19 protein-coding genes are annotated in these 24,786 nt (G+C 42.5%); 15 read left to right on the top strand and 4 right to left on the bottom strand.

The window, feature by feature from the left end; all coding sequences use genetic code 11:
* The 3 genes from AC5JM2_RS09370 to dnaG all read right to left on the bottom strand — a co-directional run.
* The coding region (locus AC5JM2_RS09370; protein WP_495834619.1) for an NB-ARC domain-containing protein at positions 1 to 2,506 on the bottom strand (2,506 nt) is incomplete at its 3' end.
* Positions 2,507 to 2,557: 51 nt separating this feature from the next.
* Complete coding sequence (locus AC5JM2_RS09365) at positions 2,558 to 3,580, bottom strand: CHAT domain-containing protein (RefSeq protein ID WP_495834618.1); 1,023 nt, start codon at positions 3,578 to 3,580, stop codon at positions 2,558 to 2,560.
* A gap of 377 nt (positions 3,581 to 3,957) precedes the next feature.
* The gene (gene dnaG / locus AC5JM2_RS09360; protein ID WP_495834617.1) at positions 3,958 to 5,916 is read right to left on the bottom strand and encodes a DNA primase; all 1,959 of its coding nucleotides are present in this window, start codon (positions 5,914 to 5,916) and stop codon (positions 3,958 to 3,960) included.
* Positions 5,917 to 6,073: 157 nt separating this feature from the next.
* On the opposite strand from dnaG, the gene tftA reads away from it, so the two are divergent.
* The 5 genes from tftA to AC5JM2_RS09335 all read left to right on the top strand — a co-directional run bounded on the left by tftA (position 6,074) and on the right by AC5JM2_RS09335 (position 13,086).
* Positions 6,074 to 7,426: a hormogonium tapered terminus morphoprotein TftA gene (gene tftA, locus AC5JM2_RS09355; RefSeq protein ID WP_495834616.1), complete on the top strand. Its 1,353-nt coding sequence runs from the start codon at positions 6,074 to 6,076 to the stop codon at positions 7,424 to 7,426.
* Between the two features lie 753 nt (positions 7,427 to 8,179).
* On the top strand, positions 8,180 to 8,323 hold the full coding sequence (locus AC5JM2_RS09350; RefSeq protein WP_169157121.1) for a hypothetical protein: 144 nt from the start codon (positions 8,180 to 8,182) through the stop codon (positions 8,321 to 8,323).
* Positions 8,324 to 9,387: 1,064 nt separating this feature from the next.
* Positions 9,388 to 10,608, top strand: a complete 1,221-nt coding sequence (locus tag AC5JM2_RS09345; protein ID WP_495834615.1) for an acyltransferase family protein — start codon at positions 9,388 to 9,390, stop codon at positions 10,606 to 10,608.
* Between the two features lie 420 nt (positions 10,609 to 11,028).
* Positions 11,029 to 12,021 carry an NAD-dependent epimerase/dehydratase family protein gene (locus tag AC5JM2_RS09340; protein ID WP_495834614.1) on the top strand — a complete coding sequence of 331 codons (993 nt, stop codon included), beginning with the start codon at positions 11,029 to 11,031 and terminating at the stop codon, positions 12,019 to 12,021.
* A 159-nt stretch (positions 12,022 to 12,180) separates the two neighbouring features.
* Positions 12,181 to 13,086, top strand: a complete 906-nt coding sequence (locus AC5JM2_RS09335; protein ID WP_495834622.1) for a carbohydrate ABC transporter permease — start codon at positions 12,181 to 12,183, stop codon at positions 13,084 to 13,086.
* Positions 13,087 to 13,217: 131 nt separating this feature from the next.
* On the opposite strand, the gene AC5JM2_RS09330 is transcribed toward AC5JM2_RS09335, so the two are convergent.
* On the bottom strand, positions 13,218 to 13,562 hold the full coding sequence (locus AC5JM2_RS09330; RefSeq protein WP_495834613.1) for an ArsR/SmtB family transcription factor: 345 nt from the start codon (positions 13,560 to 13,562) through the stop codon (positions 13,218 to 13,220).
* A gap of 78 nt (positions 13,563 to 13,640) precedes the next feature.
* Between AC5JM2_RS09330 and trxA the strand changes: the two genes are divergently transcribed.
* The 10 genes from trxA (at position 13,641) to AC5JM2_RS09280 (ending at position 24,750) form a co-directional block, all read left to right on the top strand.
* Positions 13,641 to 13,964 (top strand): thioredoxin, encoded by a 324-nt coding sequence (trxA, locus tag AC5JM2_RS09325; RefSeq protein ID WP_210620867.1) that lies wholly within the window; start codon positions 13,641 to 13,643, stop codon positions 13,962 to 13,964.
* 136 nt (positions 13,965 to 14,100) lie between these two features.
* The gene (locus AC5JM2_RS09320) at positions 14,101 to 14,895 is read left to right on the top strand and encodes an SDR family NAD(P)-dependent oxidoreductase (RefSeq protein ID WP_495834612.1); all 795 of its coding nucleotides are present in this window, start codon (positions 14,101 to 14,103) and stop codon (positions 14,893 to 14,895) included.
* 111 nt (positions 14,896 to 15,006) lie between these two features.
* Complete coding sequence (locus AC5JM2_RS09315; RefSeq protein ID WP_495834621.1) at positions 15,007 to 16,122, top strand: alkene reductase; 1,116 nt, start codon at positions 15,007 to 15,009, stop codon at positions 16,120 to 16,122.
* 82 nt (positions 16,123 to 16,204) lie between these two features.
* A complete protein-coding gene (locus AC5JM2_RS09310) occupies positions 16,205 to 16,876 on the top strand; it encodes a nitroreductase family protein (protein WP_495834611.1) in 672 nt (223 codons plus the stop codon).
* A 227-nt stretch (positions 16,877 to 17,103) separates the two neighbouring features.
* On the top strand, positions 17,104 to 18,396 hold the full coding sequence (locus AC5JM2_RS09305; RefSeq protein WP_495834610.1) for an MFS transporter: 1,293 nt from the start codon (positions 17,104 to 17,106) through the stop codon (positions 18,394 to 18,396).
* Between the two features lie 15 nt (positions 18,397 to 18,411).
* Complete coding sequence (locus tag AC5JM2_RS09300) at positions 18,412 to 19,101, top strand: SDR family NAD(P)-dependent oxidoreductase (RefSeq protein ID WP_495834609.1); 690 nt, start codon at positions 18,412 to 18,414, stop codon at positions 19,099 to 19,101.
* A 72-nt stretch (positions 19,102 to 19,173) separates the two neighbouring features.
* Positions 19,174 to 19,521: a GFA family protein gene (locus tag AC5JM2_RS09295; protein WP_495834608.1), complete on the top strand. Its 348-nt coding sequence runs from the start codon at positions 19,174 to 19,176 to the stop codon at positions 19,519 to 19,521.
* 189 nt (positions 19,522 to 19,710) lie between these two features.
* Positions 19,711 to 20,418, top strand: a complete 708-nt coding sequence (locus AC5JM2_RS09290; RefSeq protein WP_495834607.1) for a glutathione binding-like protein — start codon at positions 19,711 to 19,713, stop codon at positions 20,416 to 20,418.
* Between the two features lie 172 nt (positions 20,419 to 20,590).
* Positions 20,591 to 21,292, top strand: coding sequence for an NAD(P)H-dependent oxidoreductase (locus tag AC5JM2_RS09285; RefSeq protein WP_495834606.1), 702 nt, complete (start codon positions 20,591 to 20,593; stop codon positions 21,290 to 21,292).
* Positions 21,293 to 22,164: 872 nt separating this feature from the next.
* Positions 22,165 to 24,750 (top strand): AAA-like domain-containing protein, encoded by a 2,586-nt coding sequence (locus AC5JM2_RS09280; protein ID WP_495834605.1) that lies wholly within the window; start codon positions 22,165 to 22,167, stop codon positions 24,748 to 24,750.
* Positions 24,751 to 24,786: the final 36 nt, after the last annotated feature.

The raw sequence follows: 24,786 nt of genomic DNA, 5'->3' as shown, positions 1-24,786 counted from the left end.
CTGCCTTTAGTACCTCTGATAGGTGTGGCGCAAGTCCAGTCAGGGCTTCAGCACGGTAATAGTCATTTTTAATACTAAATGCAGCTTCGAGGGCTTTCTCTAATAGTGCCTTTGATAGGTGTGGCGCAAGTCCAGTCAGGGCATCAGCACGGTCATAGTCATCTTTAATACTAAGTGCAACTTCGAGAGCTTTCTCTAGTACCTCTGCCTTTAGTGCCTCTGATAGGTGTGGCGCAAGTCCAGTCAGGGCATCAGCACGGTCATAGTCATCTTTAATACTAAGTGTAGCTTCGAGGGCTTTCTCTAATAGTGCCTTTGATAGGTGTGGCGCAAGTCCAGTCAGGGCATCAGCACGGTCATAGTCATCTTTAATACTAAGTGCAACTTCGAGAGCTTTCTCTAGTACCTCTGCCTTTAGTACCTCTGATAGGTGTGGCGCAAGTCCAGTCAGGGCATCAGCACGGTTATAGTCATCTTTAATACTAAGTATAACTTCGAGAGCTTTCTCTAGTACCTCTGCCTTTAGTACCTCTGATAGGTGTGGCGCAAGTCCAGTCAAAGCTTTAGTGCGATGTTTGTAATATTTAATACTAAGTACAACTTCGAGAGCTTTCTCTAGTAGTACCTCTGATAGGTGTGGCGCAAGTCCAGTCAGGGCTTTAGCACGGTCATCGTCATCTTTAATACTAAGTGCAACTTCGAGAGCTTTCTCTAGTAGTACCTCTGATAGGTGTGGCGCAAGTCCACTTAGGGCTGAAGCACGGTAAGAGTCAGATTGAATACCAAGGGCGGCTTCGAGGGCAATGGAAAGTAGAGATTCTGATAGGTAAGGAGCTAACGCGCTCAACGCTTCTGCTCGTTGATTGGATTCTTTTGTTTGTTGGACATATGCTAATCCTTGTGCTTGACTCCACAATTTTTGCTTTACTAGTGCTGCTATTAAAGAACCAGGGATATTCTTTGCCAAACTGTTTAGAGAAGTTGTAATCAGAGCATAGCGACACTGTAATGCAATTGACTGCGTTGGCTTTTCTTCAAACATCTTCTCTGCCAATTTCCAAGCACGAGCTATATCTATCACAAAATTGGCAGTTTGTCCCAAGCGATCGCACGCTTCAAACCACCCATTCCTTCCTGTCTCTGTTTCCTCCTGCAACAATAAGTGAATTTCTTCTGTTTTTAAAGCCTTTTCAAAATGCCAAGTAAGACGCTGATGGATATAACCGTCATCAGGTAAGGTGTGCCATTGCCCATTTTTGGTTTTTTCTTTATATCGCTCCAAAAATATATTATGAACATCAACCAACTTCAAACCCAATCCAGGCAAATCTCCACGACGTTTTGGTTTTGTAGGAGCAGTTAACAAATTACGTGCTAAGTCATGCAGTAAGTCGTGTAAACGATATGTGCGGGTTTCGTCACCGAGAGTCACACCAGGCAATAGCAGCGCTTTACTTCGTAAATCTTCCAAAATATCAGAAGCCTCGCGCGCATCATCCAGATCCCAAAGTGTTACCACCATTTTGTCAGTAATCGTTGCATCTTCAGGTAACACCCCCAGCCATGTAAAATTCTCGCGATCAGGTTCTTCCAAACGCTGTATGCTCAAGTTGAATGATGCAGTTAAACTGAGCTTTTTTAAAGAAGCTTCATCACTACTTCCTGTAGATCCCGGTCTGTCAAATGTTTTTAACCGAGCAATTTCCCCTTGAATATCTTTTAACAGAGTTGCCCAGGATACATTGCTGACAACCTGAGCCACAGCCAGTTCCAACGCCAGAGGTAGATAGCCAACGGCTTTAGCTAAATCGGCTGCAGGCTGACGTTCTGCATCTTTTAGGTCACGCCCTAGCTTGTTTGTCAGCAATTCCATAGCCTGCTCTGGCTTCATCACATCTAAACTATAGGTGCTGGCTCCTAATGCATCCGCGATCGCACCTTCACGAGTTGTGACTAGTACTTGACAACGAGAGCCTCCAACGCTAAATGCCTGAGCATGTTCTGGTTCCCAAGCATCATCTACTACTAACAATATTGCTTTATCATGTAGCAGAGTACGTAGATGAGTGGTAGCAGCTTTTATACTGGTTGGTTTAAAGTCATAGTCACCCAAAGCCTGCACCCAACCGCTTAGTAGGGAGAGGACATCCGGTTGCTGACCTAAAGTTGCCCAAAGAATACCGTCACTATAGTGTGTTTGCACATCAAGATCATGTGCCAAAGCAGTTGCTAGGGTCGATTTACCTACAGAACCTAAGCCATGAATAGCACTAACTACCAAACTACGAGTATCTGGTAATTCTGCAAGTAGGCGATTCTTCAGGTCTTTGGTGTACTCTGGTCTATCTACGTAATAAGTTGGCAGTGGAGGTGCTTGAAAATGTTTACCAATCGCGTGACGATAATTGATAGTTAGGCTGCCCTCTACTCTGCCAACTACGATATTATTGTCACCTTTGGCGTTTTGGACAACATTCTCATTACCTGAAATTTTTTGTGTTTGCATAGTTGTAATTTGTTTGATTTAGTCAGGCATAAACACAAATTTTTCCTTTAACTAATTGATAGTTGCATTTCCACCTACTCTTCCAATCGACTTACTGTTATTACCAGTTACGTTCTGTACCACATTGTCATTACCGGATATCGTCTGATTAAAAGTATTGACAGCCTTGGAAATAACTTCCTCATCTGACTGCATTAAGCGAGTTATCTCAGTACTCAAGACTTTATCTTCATCAAGCAGCTTCTTGAGTTGCTTTTGAAGTGTATCCAAAGCATCCGCATCAGTGGGAGAGTTAGCTAACTCTTGTGCTGCCCCTTTTGCCATCGGCTTTGTTTCCACCTTTGGTTGCAGCTTACCCCAAACAACAGTCGCTTTTCGCCAAACATCCTCACCAAGCTTTCCAGATGCACCTTCCACAGCCTTATTGCCCACATTTAGTAGAAATGGCAAACAGGGCGCTAAAAATTTAACTAATAATGAGATATCCATTGGTTTATGTGGTTTATCTAGATTTATGTTTGTTTTAATAACTGGAATCTCGGCTTGGAAAAGATTTTCCATTTGAATAGCCACAAAACCTTCTTCAAAAGCCCTTTGAAACACATTTTGGTTTCCTGAGGTTTCGTAACCTAATCCATCGTAAAAACCTTGAGAAAACTTAATTGCAGAATTATCTTGAATCTCCCGGTTCATCCCAATGACATAATTAATATATTCACTAATTGCCTCAGCAGATTTGACAGAGTTACAAGCATTTAACAGCACACAGTCTACATAATCCGCGTGTAACTTGAAAAGTGATGCCAAGCCCTGTGGTGGAACAGCCTTGTTCTGTCCCCTATCGTCTTCTAATAGCAAACTACCATCCTCTAAGCCGTGTCCACAGAAATGGACAATTTGGGGTTTTTCTTCGGCGATCGCACGGCGAATATCTTGTGGTTGAACAGCAGTCTTAGTAATAATCTTAAACGAATCTCGCCTCACTGCACCTCGGATACATTCTTCAATTAAGCGAATTTCCTTATCCAAGCGCAATCCCTGGGGAGTTGCTGCCAAAATTAGGATTGTTTTCATATACTTTGACAAAATTTTAATTGTGTGCAGATCGTCATAGTAGCATAAATCACTTCAATAAAGTCGGGGTTATTACCTTGTTCGGACATAAGCCTAGCAACTACATCTTATATAAATGTCAGTGAAATCAACTTATGCACACAAAGAAGATGAACTTGGATTGTAGATAGAGTCAAGCATTTTGCCGCCGCAGTAGAATTGATCCGCAAATACAGACAATGTTTGCAGGCGATACGGACAGTTTGCCCCGCAGGGAAACCCTCCTCTCCTGACGGAGACGCTACGCGTAAGTCCCAAAGGGACACGCTTACGCGAACGCCCTTGGCGTGCGCTTGCGCTTACGCAACTGTCCTTGGGAACCCCCTTTGAAAGTTGTGTTACAGCAATTCAGCAAGGGAAAATTGCCGCTGACGCTCTAATTCCTGAAGTTGCTGTTTTTCTTGGCAGAAAACCTTACAATAAGATTCCCATTTTTCCGGCTCAGCTTCTGGATCGATTTGCTCAAAGAGTTGACACAAATGACGATAGCGCTTTTCACGCAGCACCAGTTCAATGCAAGCAGTGGCTGCTTGAATCAACTTATCATGACGTGAAATAATTTCTTTTTGTGTTTTCTCATTTAAATGAAATAAGTGAGATACCAAACTCATTTCTTCTGGAAACTCTAGACATCTATCTTGCACCATTGATATCAAATCATCGTCAATCCCAGAGGAAATCTCTAAAATTTGCCGCCATAAAAAGCGGTGATGAGAAAGACTAAATTGCAAATCTCGCTCGTCTAAAACATCAACTATAGCCCCACGATATACTGGATAGTGCAAGTAAATTTGCAACAATAAAGCCTCTGCTATTGGTAATAAACTACTTTCACTCTTGTCGAGACTTTGCTCTGTTTCTACAGGTTGCTGTTTGATAACTGGTGTTGGCTTACGAAATGCCCTAGTAGGAGCAATTTGTGTCAGAAGATTTTCTACTCTTAGGGATATCAGTCTGGTATCTCCTAAACTGAGGATTTCAGCGCAGTGGGAAATGTAATAGTTACGTGTATCACTGTTAGCTATATTTTTCAATAACTTCACCATCTGCCCAGACACTTGTTGGAAATCAGCAGCCTGTTTCAAGTCACGCTCTTTTGTCATTTGCTGAATTTGCCAATCTAACCAAAGAGGAGCATTTGCTAATAATTGTCTATAATCTTCCGGTTCACGTCCTTGCAAGTATTCGTCAGCGTCTTTGCCATCGGGTAAATTAAGAATCTTAAGCTGAACTTCACCTTTATATGCGAGTTCGGCAATTTCTCCAATTGCTCTTTCTGTGGCGTTTGTCCCAGCTTTATCAGCATCAAAGTTAAGGACTAACTGTTTGGAGTCGGTGTAGCGTAAGACTTGCCGTACTTGTTCTATGCTAAGAGCAGTGCCAAGGGAGGCGATCGCATTATTTATCCCAGCTGCGTGGAGAGCGATCGCATCAAAATATCCCTCCACCACCACCGCTTGATCCTGCTGAGAAATCCCTGCTTTTGCCTTGTCTAAGGCGAATAAAGTTTTCCCCTTAATAAAAACTTCTGTTTCCGGTGAATTCAAATATTTGGGTTGTTCATCACCTAAACTTCTGCCACCAAAGCCAATGACACGTCCGAGAACATCGTGGATGGGAATGATGATGCGATCGCGGAACACGTCATAATAACCACTGGCTTCTTTACGTGGTTTAATCAAACCAGCTTTTTCCACCAGTTGTACTGGGTAGCGTTTGTCCTCAACTAAATAGCGGTAGAGTGTTTCCCAACCTGCGGGCGCATATCCGATTCCGAACTGCTGTATTGTTTCTTCCTTCAGTTGGCGCACTGATTGCAAATATTGCAATGCTTTCTCTCCCGAAGTCGCTTCAACTAGGGGAACCTCCGAAGGACGCTTCTGTCCACCGTACCTGAGAGCGTGTTGATAAAACTGTGCCGCCGTAGCGAGAACTTCGTATAGTTGTTCGCGCAAAGACAACTGACGCTGCAACTCTTGCCTCTGTTCCGGTTCTAGCGTTTTCACTGAGACTTGATAACGCCGCGCCAAATCTAATACCACTTCAGCAAAAGAGCGCTTCTCCAAATCCATGAGAAACTTCATAGCATTGCCACCAGCTTGACAGCCAAAGCAGTAGTACATCTGCTTAGTCTGGCTAGCAGTGAAACTGGGACTTTTTTCTGAGTGAAAGGGACACAAACCTACGTAATCTTTTCCGCGCTTGCGTAAGACGACGTGTTCTGAGATGACATCAATAATGTCAGCTCGTTGTTTAACTTCTTCAATTGTGTCCGGATGCAGGCGGGGGATGTGCATACTAAATTAGGAGTCAATAGTCAAGAGTTACAAATGATTGATCATTGACTATTGACTATAGACTAACGGTTCTGATGAATATTATATTCTTGATGCCAATCCAAGAATCAGGCTCCAGAATCGCTAATTGTTAATTGTATAACAGGAAATACTGAAAATGGGACGCATTTTTCTTTCAGCAGCTCACGGAGGCAAAGAAGCAGGAGGAATAGATCCAGGCTCAATTGCCGGTGGAACAACCGAAGCCAAGGAAATGATTCTGCTGCGGGATTTGATCATCACCGAACTCAGAGCGCGTAATTTTGAAGTTTTGGCAGTTCCAGATGACTTGAGCGCCCAACAAACTATCGCTTGGATAAATTCTCGTGCTCGTCAAAAAGATGTTGCCCTAGAAATTCATGCTGATGCTGCGAGCAATCCTTCTGTACGTGGGGCAAGCATATTCTACATTGCTAACAATGATGAACGCAGAAATCATGCCGAACTGCTACTGGTGGCACTGTTGCGTCGTGTTCCTCAGTTACCAAATCGGGGAGTCAAGCCAGACTCAGCAACAGGTTTGGGGCGTTTGGCGTTTTGTCGTCAGACATCAGTTGGTTCTTTGTTGATGCAAGTTGGCTTTCTTACTAGCCCAGATGATCGCGCCTTGCTACAAACTCGCCGCCGCGACTTTGCCTTAGGAATTGCCGATGGAGTTGCATCTTGGAGTCGTACTATTGATCCTGGTTCAGCTGTGGAAACAGACTCAACATATCCAGTATTTAGTATCAATATTAACGGACAACTTTATCCAGAGAAAGGGATACTCATTAACGGTAATGCCTATATCCCCATTGACTTGGCGGATCGCTTGCGGATTGATTTATCCAAAGCGCCTAATGTCCGCCGCGTGACTTATCGCCGAGTTGTTTTCCTCAAAGCCGTTGAACTGCGCGACTTTCATCTTTCTGTCGTATGGGATAGTACAAGTCAAACTCTGAATTTACGCTCGATCACGCAAATTCCTCTTGGTCAAATTGATCAGATTATGTCATATGGTCATGCATCAGAAGTGCAGTTGCAGTTATTTTTGAGAAACAATAATGAAAATGCGATCGTGCAGTTTCCCGACTTGCCCAAACTCTATCGGGAAGAAGCGACAATAGAAGGAGTGAGTCATGACATTGCTTTCTGCCAAATGTGCCTAGAAACTGGATTTTTACACTTTGGTGACGATGTCAAATCAGAACAAAATAACTTTGCAGGTTTAGGGGCTATTGGTGGTGCCCCTAACGCAGCGTCCTTTGAAAGTGCCAGACTTGGTGTTCGGGCGCACATCCAACACTTGAAAGCTTACGCCAGTTTGGAACCACTGGTGCAAGAACTCGAAGATCCGAGATTTCGCTTTGTGACTCGCGGTATTGCTCCATCAATCGAACAACTCTCGGGACGTTGGTCTGCCGATTTGGAATATGGTAACAAAATTATGGCAATGCTCAAACGGCTTTATGAGTCAGCAGGGCTATTCTAAGTGCTGAGATCCTAGCACCACAAACAAATTGTTCTCCCCAACCGTCGTACGTTTGCGGTTGAAGGAGATCACTTTGAGGAATTTTTGCACAGGAAAAAAGTAGTGGCGATATCGCGGTTGCTGGGAGTTGACACTCCCAACCGTCTACTTTCTTTGGGTTGCCTTGTTGCCCGAGGTGGCTCCCCAGTAAAAATATAGCAGTCGCCAGGTAGATTAGGACACGAAATAATGAGAAAACACGCTCACCAAGAGACTTTCAAGTCTGTTAAGCGTTCCCTGTTCCCTGCTATAGAAGAAAATATGTTCACATATAAGAAGCTTTTTCTTTAAATCAAGATTTTGTAAAGATTATCTTTCTTTCCGTAAATATCTATTAAAGAGTGGGCACAACATGACGATTTGTATTGTCATAGATGTTATGGTTTACTTGACTATAGAAACATTAATCTCTTAGCAAAACTAAGTATCTTTGGCTATGTTCAAAGTATACACAAATAACTACATATAGGTTGTTAATATGTACCATTGTCTACTTGTTTCTATCACCTTTTTCTAGTCCTTCACAAGAGGAATTAAGGAAATAGCTTATTAACGGCAACAGTAGAGGAACGTTTTTTACAATCATTTATGTGTAGTTATAAAAATAAAATCAATATTTTTGCTATAAGTCTAATGTAGAGAGCAGCTGTGCATTTACTACAGTATGTGCAGTGACGAGCGAACTGTACGATGGAAGCTCAGAGGTCATTTGTTATGTTTAAGCTAGATTTTCTTCGTGAAATCCTTCTGACTCACATCCAGCAACCACTGCTAAAAGGAACAGTTTTTGTAGGGTATGAGCTAGTAGTTCCAAGAGTTCATGCCGTCAGGGTTCCTGGTGGTGTAACTCCCCCCTGAATTTTATAGATTTCAAAGGCTTTCTTGGTCAAGGTTAGAGGCGTGACTTCTACTCTACACAGCCTTGCAAGATAAAGAGCTTTCATAATATACAACTTAGTACAGAACTGCATAAGTTCGTAACAATTTTTAGTTGCGAATGCTCCAGATATGCGAAGCTTCGCTTGATGATGAAATATCACAATTTCACGCTACATATAGGTGTGAATGTGTAAACAACTGTCCTTTGTTCAATACAAGAGTTTGTTTAGATACAGCAATACTAAATTGTTCGTGAACAACGTCATTTTTTCTCATTGCTCTAAATTCTTTGTGTCCTAATACAGTCAGGTGCATGCATCAAGGGACGCGTGCTTTACGGTTAGTTCAACAAGATTATGTTCACAACCTAAATTTGGACGCCTGTAGAGCAAAATTGAAAAATGTGAAAGAAAGTCTTTGTGATGACTTCATTCCACAGTGTTTGATGCTTTAGACAGAATGTAACTAGTTTCAGATATGGCTTAGTTAGCTTTCGCGACTCATTTACTATTGGTAGCAAAAAATCTAGTTTTCTCCTAAAGCAAATATCAATATAAGTAGTTAATACTTATATATTTTGGTTGTCACCTACCATCGCACAAGTAATATTTCTAAGTACATCTCACCATAAAACGGATTTAGAATTGGCTTAAAAGACAATTCATTATCTTGTTTTGGCATAAATTGGATTTCCGAATTCTATTAATGATGAGTTGTACTAAACTGTTTTCTAACTTAAGAAAGACTTCTCGTCTTCAAAGGTTTGTTAATATTAGGAAAAGCATTACTCTATGTAAATAGAAAAATGAAATTTTCTTGATTTGGCTTTAGTTTCGTTACTGGTAGAGTTTGATGTCAAGACTGTCGTTTTAACTAGAAAAGTCATTTTCTGACACTAACTTACAGAAACTTTTTGTTTGAATACCTTGTTCCAAGGGTAGTTAAATACCTTCCTAATAGCATGAGTTTATTAAACAACTCGTGTTCAGAATTTTTGTGCGTCTAATTCTTAATATTTAGCTCTTAATCATTTATCGTTACCAATGCAGCAAAATATCACTTACGAGTCTTCAAGTACTTATTCTGAAAAGCCTAGTAATCAGAGGCTCCGTCTGGCTTACTTAGATGGTATACGTGGTTTGGCAGCTCTATATGTGGTTCTCGTTCATTGTTGGGAACCCAGCCTTGCAGAGGCTTTACAACCAGCCTTGCTTTGGTTACCTATAGCAAAGTTCCTCAGATATGGAATTTTTGCTGTTGTTGTTTTTATTGTTATTTCGGGCTACTGTTTGATGCTTCCAGTAGTTCGTTCTGATAAAAAATATTTTTCCGGAGGCTTACTAGGTTTCTTTAAGCGACGGATTCGCCGAATTCTACCACCATATTATGCTGCTCTAATCTTATGTTCATTAATAGGTGTATTCATACTGTGGATAGAGCAAACTGCTAATTTAGGCTGGGATGAAGAAAGATTAAGCAACCTCAAAGGTTTGTTCTCTCCTTCATTTTCTTTCAAAGATATACTTTGTTATCTCTTTCTTCTTCAAAATTTCGGCAGTTCATATATTAATAAGATAAATGGTCCTACATGGACTGTTGCTGTAGAGTGGCAAATCTATTTTGTGTTTGCCATCTTTTTAATACCAATATGGCGACGTCTGGGCTTATTACCTACACTAACAATTGCCTTTGTTGTTGGAATTACACTTAACTATCTGATGGGTGAACTCTCCTCTACTGTTCATCCTTGGTTTTTAGGTCTTTTTGCTTTGGGAATGGCTGCAGCAGAGATTAACTTTTCACAAAAACCATTGTTGGTGCGGATGAAAAAATCATTACCTTGGGATAAACTTGCTGCTGTTTTTACTTGCTTTGGTTTTTTAATAGAGTGGATACGATTTAATTTGATACAAGAAATGCCGGAATGGGTGATCCATTACTTTATTGCTTTTGGCGCAGCTTGTTTTCTCATATACTGTACCAATTTCTTAATCAATGGTAAGCCACTTCCTCCTGCGGTGCGGTTCTTAGAATCACCACGGATTGTTGGACTGGGAGTATTTTCTTACAGCCTTTATATTATCCATGCTCCTATAGTTTGGCTTGTATTTCAAATTTTACTAAGTATGCACTTGTCTCCTTCAATGTTGGCCGTTAAATGGTTTCTGATCGGGGTTCCATTATCAATACTTGTTGCTTACGTATTCTACCGATTCTGTGAGCGACCTTTTATGTCTCACCTTCCAGTTAAAGTGAAGTCGTAAGAGCTGAAGGTTTGTAGCTCAAATTTCGCATCTTGAACTGCAAGAAGTGACTTTAGTTTTTATTGCGACTTGTTTTTTCAAAAGAAGGTTCATAGCGTCCATAAAGTTAAACTCAGTCGGACAGTCACCTAAACCTGCTGAGTTTCATTTTGTTCCTTATTGCTAGCGTTGATACAAAGTGCCTGAATTCAAAAGCTAGAATACAAATTTAGATCGGTAGATGTTTGAAAAGGGAGTGCCAAAACTCCTATTTTCTCCTTACCACTCCGATTACTGAATTGGTATAGGAATTTTATTTGATTTTTGGAACACCCTACACTACTCAAGATTTTTTATAAATGATTTAGGATTCCTATATTATGGTACTGGTATTCGTATTGAGAAATAATAAAGATAGAAGTTTGACAAGATTTAGAGCAGATGTCAAAAGAAAAAGACGTTCTAGACGAGAAAAACCGTTCAGTTAAAAATATTTTGCTCTTGGGTGCAACTGGCTATATTGGTGGAGTGTTGTGCCGAAGGTTTTCCCAAACACAAGATTTCAGTGTCTTAGCGCTCGTGCGTCCGAGTAGTAACACTGAGGCTATCAAGCCCTTTTGTAAGGACATAATCCGTTCCAAAGAAGTCGTATTCTCTGCTGAGGACGTTGAAGCCGCAATTTGCAAGTATGATGTTAAAACGATAATTAATGTGGCATGGAGTAAGCCTCTGGAATCGACCAAACAGGCTCAGTTTCAGAAAGATCGCATAGCCTTGGAAGCAGCTTTACACGGCGCAAGCGCCCTCTCACCAGATATTCATGTCATCACAACGAGTGGAAATTTTTCTCTGACGACTGCTGAGGGAGGACGAATAACAGAAACACCTCCGCCGAAAGGTTTCGCAAAACCCAAGTATTTAGAATGGGGGGAGTCATTATCGGCTGTAAATTTGATGAAGGATGCACTGACAGAGGAATACATTAGCCAAGTAGGTAACGCCTCCATCGTGTATCCATCATCAGTATATGGTTCATCACCTACCTGTGGCGGTTTCTGGGATTTTGCAATTCAGCAGTTCATCACGGGTAAACCATACTGGGGCTATGAACCATTTCCACCAGATTTTATGACAGCATGGGTTCACGTTGAAGATTTAGCCCAGTGCTACATTGCTACAGCGCGAAGAGGTGAGAAAGGAGGACATTACCTTGCAGCGCCTGAAAACCTGAGCATTAGCCAGATGGCAACTTTGTTTGCTGAAGCTGCTGAGGTGAAATTTCAGGCACCTGTGTTTGAGAATAAGGATAACGTAGTGTTTGATGATTCTTATACCCGAGAAGTACTCCAACTCGAATGGAAGCATAAAGTGGCTGATGAGGTTAAGGCTTGGGTGGAGCGAATTAAAGAGTTGGGAACTTATTTTTTGGGGTAGATGCGAAATTCCAACTGCTTAGTTTGTGTGGTGCGTTAACAACGTATAACGCACCCTACTAAAATTGAATCTTGATTTTCTAAACATTAATTTGCTTTTTACTTTTGCACTGATCCAAACTCGACATTCATGCCTCAACAGCACGAAAAAAATCTTCCTATGAATAAATTGACAGCCAAAGATTGGGTTCTCATCACACGGCGACTGACTCCTTACTTATTTTTGCTCCCTGCCCTGTTTATCTTGGCATTAACCGTCTTTTGGCCTGCACTACAAGCGTTTTACCTCAGCTTTACTCGCTACGAATACGATTTAACTCAGATGCCCCAATGGGTAGGTTTTGCTAACTTTCAGCGCTTGCGCAAAGATCCAGTTTTTTGGCAAACTTTATTTAATACTTTTATATACCTTGTGGGTGTTGTACCTATCTTAGTCATCGCCTCCTTAGCACTGGCAATTTTAGTCAATCAGAAACTGCGCGGAATGAACTGGTTTAGAGCCGCATACTATACACCAGTCGTGATTTCAATGGTAGTCGCGGGGATTGCTTGGAGGTGGCTGTATGCAGAAAATGGCTTACTCAATCAATTACTAAAGGGTATTTTCCCAGAAGGAATTCCTTGGCTGACGAGTCCTCATTTTGCACTATTCAGCGTCATGGCTGTGACGGTATGGAAAGGGTTGGGTTACTACATGGTGATTTATTTAGCTGGGTTGCAATCTATCCCCAGTGACATCTACGAAGCCGCAGCAATTGATGGCTCAGACGGTATCCGTAAGCATTGGGATATTACTGTACCTTTGATGAAACCATACATAGCTCTAGTTACTGTGATTTCGGCTATTTCTGCCACCAAGGTGTTTGAAGAAATCTACATCATGACGCAAGGTGGACCACGCAATAGCTCTAAAACAATAGTTTACTATTTGTATGAACAAGCGTTTAGTAATTTGGAAATTAGCTATGCTTGCACAATTGGGTTAGTGTTGTTCCTCATCATTTTGGGGCTATCCGTTGTGCGATTAACGATTGATCGACAGGGTGGTGATAATATAACAGCGTGATCAGGACTTATGCAACTGTCACAGGCGATAAGCTGGAGGCTTGACTGGCAAGATTCACAGACAGCACCTACCGTCTTTCCCCTGTAACAGCAACAATCGATATATTACAATCTTAAAATTAAGTAGTTACTTTACATAGATACCGTTTGTTGAGAGGAGGAATCAACACACAAAGGCTTAGCTGAGCGCAACACAGCGTCCAGCAACCCTGGAAAAAGTGCGTCCAAATCTTCTTTGCGCAACATATTAATGTGCTGTGTTCCCTCTTTGCGAGTCAAGATAACGCCTGACTCTCGTAAAATCTTGAAATGATTAGACATGGTGGATTTGGCAATGGCAAAATCAAAGTCAGCACAGCATTGCTCTTCCTTAACTGCCAGCCGCCGCACAATCTCCAGCCGCACCGGATCGCCCAAAGCGTAAAGCACTGCTGGTAAGGAAATATGTTTTCGGTCTGGGTGATACAAGAATCTCATACTTGTATTATCTCATCAAGTTGACTATATTTTAATTATTCGATATTATCGAATTAACGAATTAATGGAGAACAAATTATGTCATCCGTTGCAAATGTGACAGATGCCACGTTCAAGCAAGAAGTTCTTGACAGTGAAGTTCCAGTGTTAGTGGACTTTTGGGCACCGTGGTGTGGACCTTGTCGTATGGTAGGTCCGGTGGTAGATGACATTGCTGCTGAATATACAGGACAGGTAAAAGTAGTGAAGCTGAATACAGATGAAAATCCTACTATTGCCAGCAATTACGGAATTCGCAGCATTCCTACGCTCATAGTGTTCAAAGGTGGACGGCAAGTCGATACTGTAGTTGGTGCAGTGCCAAAGACAACGTTGAGTAAGACTTTAGCACAGTATCTGTAGTTCAATTCGTAATCAATAACTCAATTACAAATGACGATTTGAACTGGTGTAGGACAGTCAGTCCTGGCTCTTTGACAATCAGTTTTAACAAGACTTGCATAATGCGTAAATCCTATCATTTGTTGGAGTTCAACCAATGGACTTGAAATTGCATGGTAAATCCGCGCTGGTAAGTGGTTCAACTGCAGGTATTGGTTTTGCAATTGCCCAAGGACTTGCACAAGAAGGGGCATCAGTTATTATTACTGGACGATCTTCTGGACGAGTTGAGGAGGCGATCGCCAAAATTCAACACAGCAACCCAGAAGCAAAAGTTTCCGGTGTGGTTGGTGATCTTGCAAAAAAAGAAGGAGCTTCGGAAGTCTTTCAACAAGTTCCTCACATTGATATCCTAATCAACAATCTTGGTGTTTACGAGCCAAAGCCATTTTCAGATATCACTGATGAAGACTGGTTGGACATCTTTGAAGCTAACGTTCTTAGTGGAGTGCGCTTGAGTCGCCACTACCTACCAAAGATGTTGGAACAAGACTGGGGACGTATTATTTTTATATCCAGTGAATCTGCGATTCAAATTCCTGTCGAGATGATTCACTATGGTATGACCAAAACTGCTCAACTTGCCATTGCAAGAGGTTTAGCACAATCTGCCGCTGGAACTCAAGTCACAGTCAACTCTGTTCTAGCAGGACCAACTCGCTCAGAAGGTGTTGATGACTTTGTCGCAAAAATGGCAAAAGACCGTGGTATTAGTTCTGAGGAAGTCGAAGCTGACTTTTTCAAAAATGTTCGTCCAACTTCCCTGATCAAACGCTTTGCAACAATTGATGAGGTTGCAGCAATGGTTGTTTATCTATCCAGTCCGATAGCCTCAGCCACTAACGGTGCAGCTGTGCGGGTGGATGGCGGGGTTGTGCAGTCAGTTGTTTAACAGTTATCAGTTGTCAGTTACCAGTTGTCAGTGAGCAGTTTCATCTGCCTGCTTACTGATGACTAATGACTAATGACTTTTGATTTAGCACAGAATTTGGAGATTCAATTTATGAGCACTAACATAAACTTACTCTCGCCATACAAACTAGGTGATCTAGAACTGCCCAACCGCATAGTGATGGCTCCCTTAACCCGTCAGCGTGCAGGTGAGGGTAATGTACCGCACCAACTCAACGTCACCTACTATACTCAACGCGCTTCTGCGGGGTTGATTATTGCCGAAGCCACTCAGGTTTCTCCACAAGGTCAAGGGTATCCTCATACACCAGGAATTCACTCACAAGAACAAGTCGAGGGTTGGAAGTTAGTCACAGATGCAGTGCATCAGCATGGAGGAAGAATTTATCTGCAACTATGGCATGTAGGACGCATTTCACATCCTGATTTCCAACCGAATGGTGAGTTACCGCTAGCACCTTCTGCGATCGCACCTAAAGGTGAGGTACTGACCTTTGAAGGTATGAAACCATATGTAACTCCTCGTGCGTTGGAAACCTCGGAGATTCCTGAAATTGTCGAACAATATCGTAAAGGGGCAGAAAATGCTCTGGCGGCTGGTTTTGATGGTGTAGAAATTCACGGTGCGAATGGTTATTTACTTGACCAGTTTCTCCGGGATGGTACGAATAAACGTACAGATAAATATGGCGGTTCTATAGAAAATCGTGCCCGACTTCTATTGGAAGTAACCGAAGCAGTTATTGGAGTGTGGGGTGCAAAACGGGTTGGGGTACGTTTGTCTCCGAGTGGTAGGTATAACGATATGCAAGACTCCAATCCACTGGAAACATTTGGTTATGCGGCCCTTGCGTTGAATCAGTTTGATTTAGCATATCTGCATATTTTTGAGGCGATAGATCGCGATATCCAACATGGAGCAATAGTGGTGCCAACCAGTCATATACGCGATCGCTATCACGGTACACTTATCGTTAATGGGGCATACACTCGCGAAAAAGGCGATGCAGTCTTAGCGAAAGAAGAAGCAGAGCTCGTTGCTTTTGGCACACTATATATATCAAACCCCGATTTACCCCGACGTTTTGCTCTCAATGCACCGCTGACTGAGGGAGATTCGACGACTTTTTATGGTGGTGGAGAAAAGGGTTACAGCGACTATCCTACAGTAGAAGAGCAATATCCCTCTTTAGTAGGAGCAAAATAATTCGTCGTTCTTATAAATGTACGAATGACAAATAGGTGTGGTGCAACCTTATAATCTTTTTGAAAATTAACGGAGAAATCTCATGGTTCAAGAACTCAAAGAGCAAACTAAACCTCTAGATGTACCCAGCGCCATTATTCAGCGTCGTTCTATCAAGACTTTCAAATCAGATCCCATATCCCCGGAACTACTTAGGCAACTCGTTGAACTGACTGTAGCAGCGCCCAGTAGCTATAACATACAAGATTGGCGGATAGTTCTTGTGCAAGATGAGGCACAAAAGGCGGCTCTTGCAGCAGCAGCCTGGAATCAAAAACAAGTCGTTGAAGCGCCTGTGACGTTTGTATTTGCTGCTGATGCGACTGCTGGAGAACAAGACTTAACACCGATTTTGAATCAGGGACTCGAAACGGGTGCATGGAATGAGAAGACGGTAAACTACTTTAAAACCAATATCCCGCAGCATCAAGCTGGACTTGGAGACAAACGGCGCGAGTATGCCATCAAAGATGCTATGATTGCTGCGACTCATTTGGTGTTAGCAGCAGAAAGTCTGGGTTTGTCCACTTGCTTTTTGAATGGTTGGATTGAAGAGAAAGTTAAGGAAGTGATTGCTGCTGCGGACAATTCAGATATTGCGATCGCAGTTCTTGTACCAGTTGGATATGCAGCAGAACCACGTCGCGATCCCGGACGTCTACCATTTGCCCATAACGTTTTTGTCGATAGACTGGGAAATCCTTATGAGGGTTGAGATGACAACCGTCTACGCTACCGATCTATATTGAGAGATTAAACATGAGCAAACGGTGAGTAGACAGCCAGTAGCGAGGTACTGCTCACCTGATTGACCAAAGCTAGGGGTGTAAGGGTGTAAGGGAAGAACGAAAAAATGTGCTTTAATTTTTTGCTTGAATACCACTACTCCAATTCCTAATCCCCAATCCCCAGTCCCCATCTACCAAATAAAAATTTTTAGCCATGTCCTTAGCCTCATATCTAGCGCGTCGTTCGCTCCATTATGGCTGGCTTGTTGCTGGTTTAACTTTCATTGCCTTGCTGGTGGCTGCTGGAATTCGTTCAGCCCCCGGAGTACTGATTGTACCGCTCGAACAAGAGTTCGGCTGGACAAGAGCAACGATATCATTGGCAATCTCCATTAACTTGGTACTCTACGGACTGATTGGACCTTTTGCAGCAACACTAATGGAGCGGATAGGCATTAGCCGGACTATGGTTTTTGCACTTGCTTTCCTTGCTGTTGGTGTTGGCTTAACTACCTTGATGTCGGCTTCCTGGCAGCTGGTCTTGCTTTGGGGCATTATCGTCGGTAGTGGTACCGGGATCATTGCCTTAGTCTTAGGTGCTGTAGTGGTTAATCGCTGGTTTTCCCAACAGCGGGGTTTGGTTCTCGGTGTGCTGACAGCAAGTACAGCAACTGGACAACTGGTGTTTCTACCAATACTGGCGTCGTTAGTAGAGCACTTTGGATGGCGAGTTGCAACCCTTACTCTGAGTGGTGTAGCGCTGCTAGTCATTCCTTTGATCGCGATTTTTATGCGCGATCGGCCTTCTCAAGTCGGCTTGCGTCCGTTTGGCGATAAGAGCGAAACGGCAGAAGTGCTACAGCCCAGAGCTAATTCCATCGCTTCGACACTGCGCTTACTCTGGTTGGGAATGCGCCAACGCGACTTCTGGTTATTATTTGGTAGTTTTTTCATCTGCGGTGCCAGTACAAATGGGCTGATTGGTACTCACCTCATTCCCGCCTGTGTTGATCATGGCATACCTGAAGTCAAAGCGGCTGGTCTTCTGGCGGTGATGGGTCTATTTGATTTTGTGGGGACAACGCTCTCTGGTTGGCTGTCTGACCGATGGAATAATCGATACTTGCTATGCTGGTACTATGGACTTCGGGGTTTGTCCTTGATTTTCTTGCCTTTCAGTTTCGACCTCTCTTTCTACGGACTTTCTGTGTTTGCAGTCTTCTACGGTCTTGACTGGATTGCTACCGTACCACCTACGGTGCGTCTAACTGCTAACGTGTTTGGCAAGGAGAATGTCGGCGTCATGTTCGGTTGGATAGTTGCAGGACATCAGCTTGGTGCAGCCACAGCAGCATTGGGAGCAGGCGCACTGAGAACTTGGCTGGGCAGTTATCTACAGGCGTTTATCCTTTCCGGTGTTTTGTGCTTGATTGCAGCAGTTTTGGTACTCCGTATTGGTCAACGTCCTAACAATTCTCAGCTTTCTCCAGCCCAGCTTCATCCTTAAGGAGGAATTGAGCCAATGGCAATAACAGCTTTAATTATCGGAGCAGGTAGTGGACTGAGTGCATCTTTAGCCCGCCTGTTTGCAAAAGAGGGAATAACTGTGGCGTTAGCCGCCCGCCAAATTGATAAACTTAGTCAACTCAGTACTGAGATTGGGGCTAGCAGTTTCGCCGCTGATGTCTCAAAACCGGACGAAGTGAATCAGTTATTCATTGATGTTGAAAGTAAAGTAGGTTCACCCAACATTGTCGTTTACAATCCCAGCTACCGAGTGCGGGGACCTTTTGTGGATTTAGATCCCACTGAGGTGGCGAAAACTTTAGATGTAACTGCCTACGGTGGCTTTCTTGTTGCCCAAGCTGCTGCTAAACGGATGTTGAATCAAGGAGGCGGTGCTATCTTCTTTACTGGAGCCTCAGCAAGTGTCAAGGGTTACCCTCAGTCTGCTCCTTTTGCAATGGGTAAATTTGCGCTACGGGGTCTGGCTCAAAGTATAGCGCGAGAATTGGCACCAAAAAATATCCATGTAGCACATTTTGTGATAGATGGGGCAATTCGTTCAGCAGTACGTCCAGATCCAGCAGATAATCCAGATAGCACTCTTGATCCTGATGCGATCGCCCAAAGCTATCTCAACATTTTGTATCAGCCCCGGAGTGCTTGGACATGGGAAATTGAACTACGACCTTGGGTAGAGCATTTCTAGCTAGGACAATTGTCGTAAAGATGAAGATGTGAAAATTGATTTTGGTATAACTGCTGGTTATTCTGCAAAACAATGAATAGGTATCGCGGGCAATGTCATTGTGGGAAAGTTCAATTTGAAGTGACAACAAATCTCAAACGAGTTGTCAGGTGCAATTGCTCTTTATGCTCCAGAAGAGGTGCAATTATGCATCGCGTTCAAGCGGAACAATTCACTTTGGTAGCTGGTGAAGAGTATTTGACTCTCTACCAATTCCACACAAAAACAGCAAAGCATTATTTCTGCAAAGTTTGTGGTATCTATCCCTTCCACAGAACCCGAAAGGATCCTAAATTTTATGCAATCAATGTCGCCTGCTTGGAAGGCGTTGATCCCTTTCGACTACAGCCTGGATTAATTGATGGTCGCTCAAATGACTGACCCGCAGTAGCAAGCGCACTATAACGGCGCACCACCAGCTACGAACGAAAAAAACACCTTTTTCAATCAGTTATCAGTTAATGTTCCCTGTTCCCTGTTCCCTATTCCCTGTTCCCTATTCCCTGTTCCCTATTCCCTGTTCCCTCTGTTTCTTAAAAGACTGTTCATTTAAACGTAAGGAAAAAACCCATGATTGAACTTTATTACTGGACAACACCAAACGGACATAAAATCACACTCTTCCTTGAAGAAGCCGGAACACCTTACACAATTGTTCCTGTCAACATTGGCGCGGGGGATCAATTTAAGCCTGAGTTTCTCAAAATTTCTCCTAACAATCGTATCCCGGCAATTGTGGATCATGAACCAGCAACTGGAGGTGAGCCGATTTCAGTCTTTGAGTCGGGTGCTATATTGCTGTATTTGGCAGAAAAAACTGGGAAGTTGATTCCAGCAGATTTGCGCGATCGCGTTGAAGTCTTGCAATGGTTATTTTGGCAAATGGGCGGTTTGGGACCGATGGCGGGACAGAACCACCACTTCAGCCAATACGCTCCCGAAAAAATTGAGTATGCTATTAACCGTTATGTGAATGAGACGGGACGCTTGTATGCTGTCCTAAATAAGCGGCTTGCTGATAGAGAGTTTCTCGCTGGTGATTATTCGATTGCTGATATTGCCACCTATCCGTGGATTGTGCCATATGAGCGCCAAGGTCAAAACTTAGAGAACTTTCCTCACCTCAAGCGCTGGTTTGAAACAATTCAGGCGCGTCCGGCAACAATTCGTGCTTACGAAAAGGCAGAAGCCTTCAAAAATCAGGCGCTGGATGTAGAAAAGTCAAGAGATTTGTTATTTAGCCAGTCGGCAAAAACAATTCAGACGCCCACAACCTAAAAGATGCGGCTGTTTTGGAGTATCATTGTAACTCCTGCGGACACGTTGCGCTAACAAAGCAACGTGTCCGTTATGACAAAATGGGTGCTGCGAACCATTGCGTGGCTCTAAGTTTGGTATCTGTATCAGAAGCAGCATATTAGACTCGGATAAGTGTTTAGGGGATGTCAAGATGAAATTCTTTATTGTTCACGCTCACCCAGAACCCAACAGTTTCAATAGTGCACTGACTCGCTATGCTAAGGAAGTACTGCAGACCATAGGACATGAGGTGATCATTTCTGACCTTTATGCCATGCAGTTCAACCCAATTTCTGACCGCCGCAACTTTACTTCTCATAAACAACTAAACTACTACAATCAGCAAACTGAAGAAATGTATGCCACTGAAGTTGATGGCTTTGCCCCAGATATCAAGGCGGAGATGGAAAAACTTGACTGGTGCGATGTGCTGATTTTTCAGTTTCCTCTTTGGTGGTTCGGACTTCCTGCGATCCTCAAGGGTTGGGTTGATAGAGTCTTTGCAATGGGAAAAATTTATGGTGGCGGGAGGTTTTATGACAATGGAGTTTTTCAAGGCAAAAAAGCCATGCTGTCTCTCACCACAGGTGGTGCATTAACCATGTACACCGAAATAGGGATCAATGGTGAGATTCGTACCATCCTCTATCCAATTAATCACGGAATTTTTCGCTTTGTGGGTTTCGATGTTTTGCCACCTTTCATCGTTTGGGGCGCAAGTCGCATTGGGGATGAGCGTCGCCAAGCTTATTTGGAAGAGTATAAGCAGCGGTTGTTAACGATTAATGCAACGCCTCCTATTGTGTATCCCTCACTGAAAGATTTTGATGAAAATTTCCAACTGAAGCAGTGATGATAAGCTGTTGCGCGATAACTTGCATATTTTCCCCTTGAAGAGAGCCGTTAAATTTCTGGTAAATTATCAAGGACGATTGTCCATGTGCAAGCGCGCGCCTCTCGTTGCGATGCCCCCTCCGGGAGCAGCCGTGTTTTTGGGTAATACTTGATACAGAAGAGTGCAGTGGGTAAGAGCTTATGCCTAATCACTCTGGAAGCGAAACAACAGCTATAGGACTCATATTTGATTTTTGACGAAGCTAGGTACAGTTTCTGTTCCCTGTTAAGCGTTAAGCGTTCCCTACCTCCACGAGTCAATTCACCAAATAAAACCGGATTCCCATAGACCATTTGATTTTGTTTTACTAAAATCTTAAGGTTAAAAAAAGGAGTCAAGCAGATGAGGCAGATGAAAGAGAAATATTTTCATTCTTGCTCGTCTCCAAATGCCCGTCGGGAGTATTTACTCATTCTCCAGCTATGAATGGCGGGGGTTTCGCCCTAAAAATCTTGATCAATGTTGTCGAAATTCAGTATACTACAAAGGAATATTTTCAATAGACTTAACGTTTCTATTTTCTACAAATATAAGAAATTATGAATTGTTATAATAAGCTTTCAAAACAATGTTATATTTATATGAAAATTTTATTAAAATAACCAAGGTGCCTAACTGATTAGTAAAAATCGATTAGATTTATTATTGTGAGCAAAAAAGGATGAAAAGTAAAGTACAAAAAATGTAAAAATCTTTACTTCATTATACAGATTTTTGTTCTATGCTAAAGGAAACCGTCCTAAAAGTTAAGATGCTTGTACGCCGGATTATCTCCATCCTTGCAAATGATTCGTCACGTCTACAGTTGACCTTTATTTGATCAAACTCTTATGAGTAGGTTAGTTGTTTTAAGCCTAGGTCAAGGGAACCTACACGAAGGCTGTGCTACGGTGACGGCTCAGCTTGGAGAAGCAGACAACCCCTACCGGATGAAATTTACTGCCAGCTTACCACCCGCACCAAAAATTTTAGAACTCTACCAAAATTGGCAGTCAGTTTATTATGCTTTTTATCAACGCTTGAGTTGGCGTCTCGATAACGAAATAGATGATAATTTTGAAATTGAAGAAAATTTTATTACTAATATTTCAGAGGCTGATATTCATGGCTTGTGTAAGCTGTTGTCAAAAAAAATCAATACATGGCTCAACTCAACAAAGTTTCGCAAAATAGACCAGCAGTTACGTACACAATTAAAACCCTCTGAAGAAATTCGCTTCATTATTGAAACCAACGACCATTTACTGCGACGACTTCCTTGGCATCTGTGGAAATTTTTTGAGGATTACCCATATGCAGAAGTGGCGTTGAGTGCGCCAGAGTATCAAAACACTAATAAATTGCTGGTCAATAACCGCACAGGTAAAGTGAGAATTTTGGCAATTTTCGGGAATAGTCAGGGAATTGATATTAGCCAGGATAAAACTCTTTTAGATAAACTATCAACTCAAGCAGAAGTTAAATTTTTAATAGAACCGAATGTCGGTCATTTAAACGAGCAGCTATGGCAACAAAGTTGGGATATTCTCTTTTTTGCGGGTCATAGTTTTAGTCAAGAAAAAGGTTTTTTGCAAATTAATAAAACAGATACGATTACCCTTGAGCAGTTAAAATATGCTCTGAGACAAGCTATTAGTCGTGGGTTGAAGCTAGCGATTTTCAACTCTTGTGATGGTTTAGGGTTGGCGCAGGAACTCCAAGATTTGCAAATTCCACAAGTGATTGTCATGCGTGAGCCTGTACCGGATGTCGTCGCTCAAGAATTTTTAAAGTATTTTCTGGCAGAATTTTCAACTGGAAAGTCTTTATACAATGCAGTGCGTTCTGCACGCGAAAGACTGCAAGGATTAGAGGTGGAATATCCCTGTGCCACTTGGCTACCAATGATTTTCCAGAATCCTGCTGAACCATCTATGATTTGGTCACAGCAAAATGTATGGACTAAACGGAAACACAAGACAGATTTCTCAATGCTGGCTTCCACCCCAAATGCCAGAGGTGTGCAAACAAACATCCGATTGCCAGTAGGAACCTCAGTTTTTTCCAAAACAACGGCTCTCGATTCACTCATTGAGATGCTCAATGGCAAGTTCCTGGAATATCAAAATCGCCCCCTTAATCATACAGAAATTTTGGTTTTACGAGGTATTTGGCAAAGTCAAACTTACAACCAAATTGCTCAACAGGGAGGCTATAGTCATAGTAACTTTACTAAGACTGTCGCTCGAAAATTATGTCAAAAATTGTCTGATCTGATCGGCAACCGTGTGACTAAAAAAAACTGTCGGACGCTACTAGAATCGTATGTGACTACACAAGCTTCTCCAAAAACAACCTTAGAACAACGTCCCTCTGTAAGAAATTTTCCCAATTTCCAGCAGGAAATGTCACCTCGTTTTCCTAGTGGTTTAGTCCAACTTGGTTCTCCCTATTACATTGAACAACCAGAGATTACCACACAGGTTTATAAAGAAATGATTAACCCAGGAGCCTTAATTCGCATGAAAGCTCCTCAAGAAATGGGTAAAACCTCGCTGCTGTTGAGGATTCTTGAGTATGCCAAGCAAATCGGCTACCATACAGTGAGCCTGAATTTGCAGGAGCAAGTTGATCAAACTATCTTGAGCGATTTGAACCGCTTTTTGCGTTGGTTATGTGCTAACGTCTCTCATCAGCTTGACCTTGAACCAAGATTAGACGAGTTTTGGGATGAAGATATTGGCAGCAAAGTCAGCTGCTCGCTTTATTTACGAAATTATGTGTTAGAGCAGATTGATTCTCCTCTGGTTTTGGCGTTGGACGAAGTGAACCAGATTTTTGAGCATCCGCAAGTGGCAAAAGAATTCTTACCTTTGTTGCGTTCTTGGTACGAAGATGCCAAAAGACAACCTATTTGGCAAAAGCTGCGTCTGATTGTGGTTCACTCAACTGAAGTTTATGTTCCCCTGGAGCTGAATCAGTCCCCATTTAATGTCGGACTACCGATTGAGTTAAACTATTTTAGTTTAGAGCAGGTACAGCAGTTAGCCCAGCGCTTTGGACTCAATTGGACAGATGATGAAGCAACGTTTTTGATGGACATCGTTGGCGGACATCCTTCATTAGTACACCTGACACTTTATCACCTCAGTCGTGGAGAGGTTGCCTTAGGGCAACTGCTGCAAACTGCTGCCACACCCACAAGTATTTATTACCGTCATATCCAGCCTCACTGGGCAACTTTGAAGGTGCACCCAGAATTAGCATTGGCTCTTTCTGCAGTGATGAGTGCTACCAAACCTGTAAGGTTAGAACCGATTCTTGCTTACAAGTTAAAGAGTATGGGGTTGATTAAGTTGGATGACAATCTAGCTACACCTAGTTGTCGGTTGTATCAAGAGTATTTTCAATTGAAGTGTCAGATAAGTGCAAGCTAAAAACCCGAGCCAGCCGCGTGGTGAGGTAGTGCTGCA

It is taken from the genome of Brasilonema angustatum (assembly GCF_059505445.1).
Note: the sequence above shows the minus strand (reverse complement) of the source record. Positions and strands in the feature narration are given on the sequence as shown.

Excerpts from the sequence above, each read along its gene's own strand:
- AC5JM2_RS09365 (WP_495834618.1), bottom strand. The coding sequence starts at position 3,580 with ATGAAAACAATCCTAATTTTGGCAGCAACTCCCCAGGGATTGCGCTTG.
- dnaG (WP_495834617.1), bottom strand. The coding sequence starts at position 5,916 with ATGCACATCCCCCGCCTGCATCCGGACACAATTGAAGAAGTTAAACAA.
- tftA (WP_495834616.1), top strand. The coding sequence starts at position 6,074 with ATGGGACGCATTTTTCTTTCAGCAGCTCACGGAGGCAAAGAAGCAGGA.
- AC5JM2_RS09350 (WP_169157121.1), top strand. The coding sequence starts at position 8,180 with ATGTTTAAGCTAGATTTTCTTCGTGAAATCCTTCTGACTCACATCCAG.
- AC5JM2_RS09345 (WP_495834615.1), top strand. The coding sequence starts at position 9,388 with ATGCAGCAAAATATCACTTACGAGTCTTCAAGTACTTATTCTGAAAAG.
- AC5JM2_RS09340 (WP_495834614.1), top strand. The coding sequence starts at position 11,029 with ATGTCAAAAGAAAAAGACGTTCTAGACGAGAAAAACCGTTCAGTTAAA.
- AC5JM2_RS09335 (WP_495834622.1), top strand. The coding sequence starts at position 12,181 with ATGAATAAATTGACAGCCAAAGATTGGGTTCTCATCACACGGCGACTG.
- AC5JM2_RS09330 (WP_495834613.1), bottom strand. The coding sequence starts at position 13,562 with ATGAGATTCTTGTATCACCCAGACCGAAAACATATTTCCTTACCAGCA.
- trxA (WP_210620867.1), top strand. The coding sequence starts at position 13,641 with ATGTCATCCGTTGCAAATGTGACAGATGCCACGTTCAAGCAAGAAGTT.
- AC5JM2_RS09320 (WP_495834612.1), top strand. The coding sequence starts at position 14,101 with ATGGACTTGAAATTGCATGGTAAATCCGCGCTGGTAAGTGGTTCAACT.
- AC5JM2_RS09315 (WP_495834621.1), top strand. The coding sequence starts at position 15,007 with ATGAGCACTAACATAAACTTACTCTCGCCATACAAACTAGGTGATCTA.
- AC5JM2_RS09310 (WP_495834611.1), top strand. The coding sequence starts at position 16,205 with ATGGTTCAAGAACTCAAAGAGCAAACTAAACCTCTAGATGTACCCAGC.
- AC5JM2_RS09305 (WP_495834610.1), top strand. The coding sequence starts at position 17,104 with ATGTCCTTAGCCTCATATCTAGCGCGTCGTTCGCTCCATTATGGCTGG.
- AC5JM2_RS09300 (WP_495834609.1), top strand. The coding sequence starts at position 18,412 with ATGGCAATAACAGCTTTAATTATCGGAGCAGGTAGTGGACTGAGTGCA.
- AC5JM2_RS09295 (WP_495834608.1), top strand. The coding sequence starts at position 19,174 with ATGAATAGGTATCGCGGGCAATGTCATTGTGGGAAAGTTCAATTTGAA.
- AC5JM2_RS09290 (WP_495834607.1), top strand. The coding sequence starts at position 19,711 with ATGATTGAACTTTATTACTGGACAACACCAAACGGACATAAAATCACA.
- AC5JM2_RS09285 (WP_495834606.1), top strand. The coding sequence starts at position 20,591 with ATGAAATTCTTTATTGTTCACGCTCACCCAGAACCCAACAGTTTCAAT.
- AC5JM2_RS09280 (WP_495834605.1), top strand. The coding sequence starts at position 22,165 with ATGAGTAGGTTAGTTGTTTTAAGCCTAGGTCAAGGGAACCTACACGAA.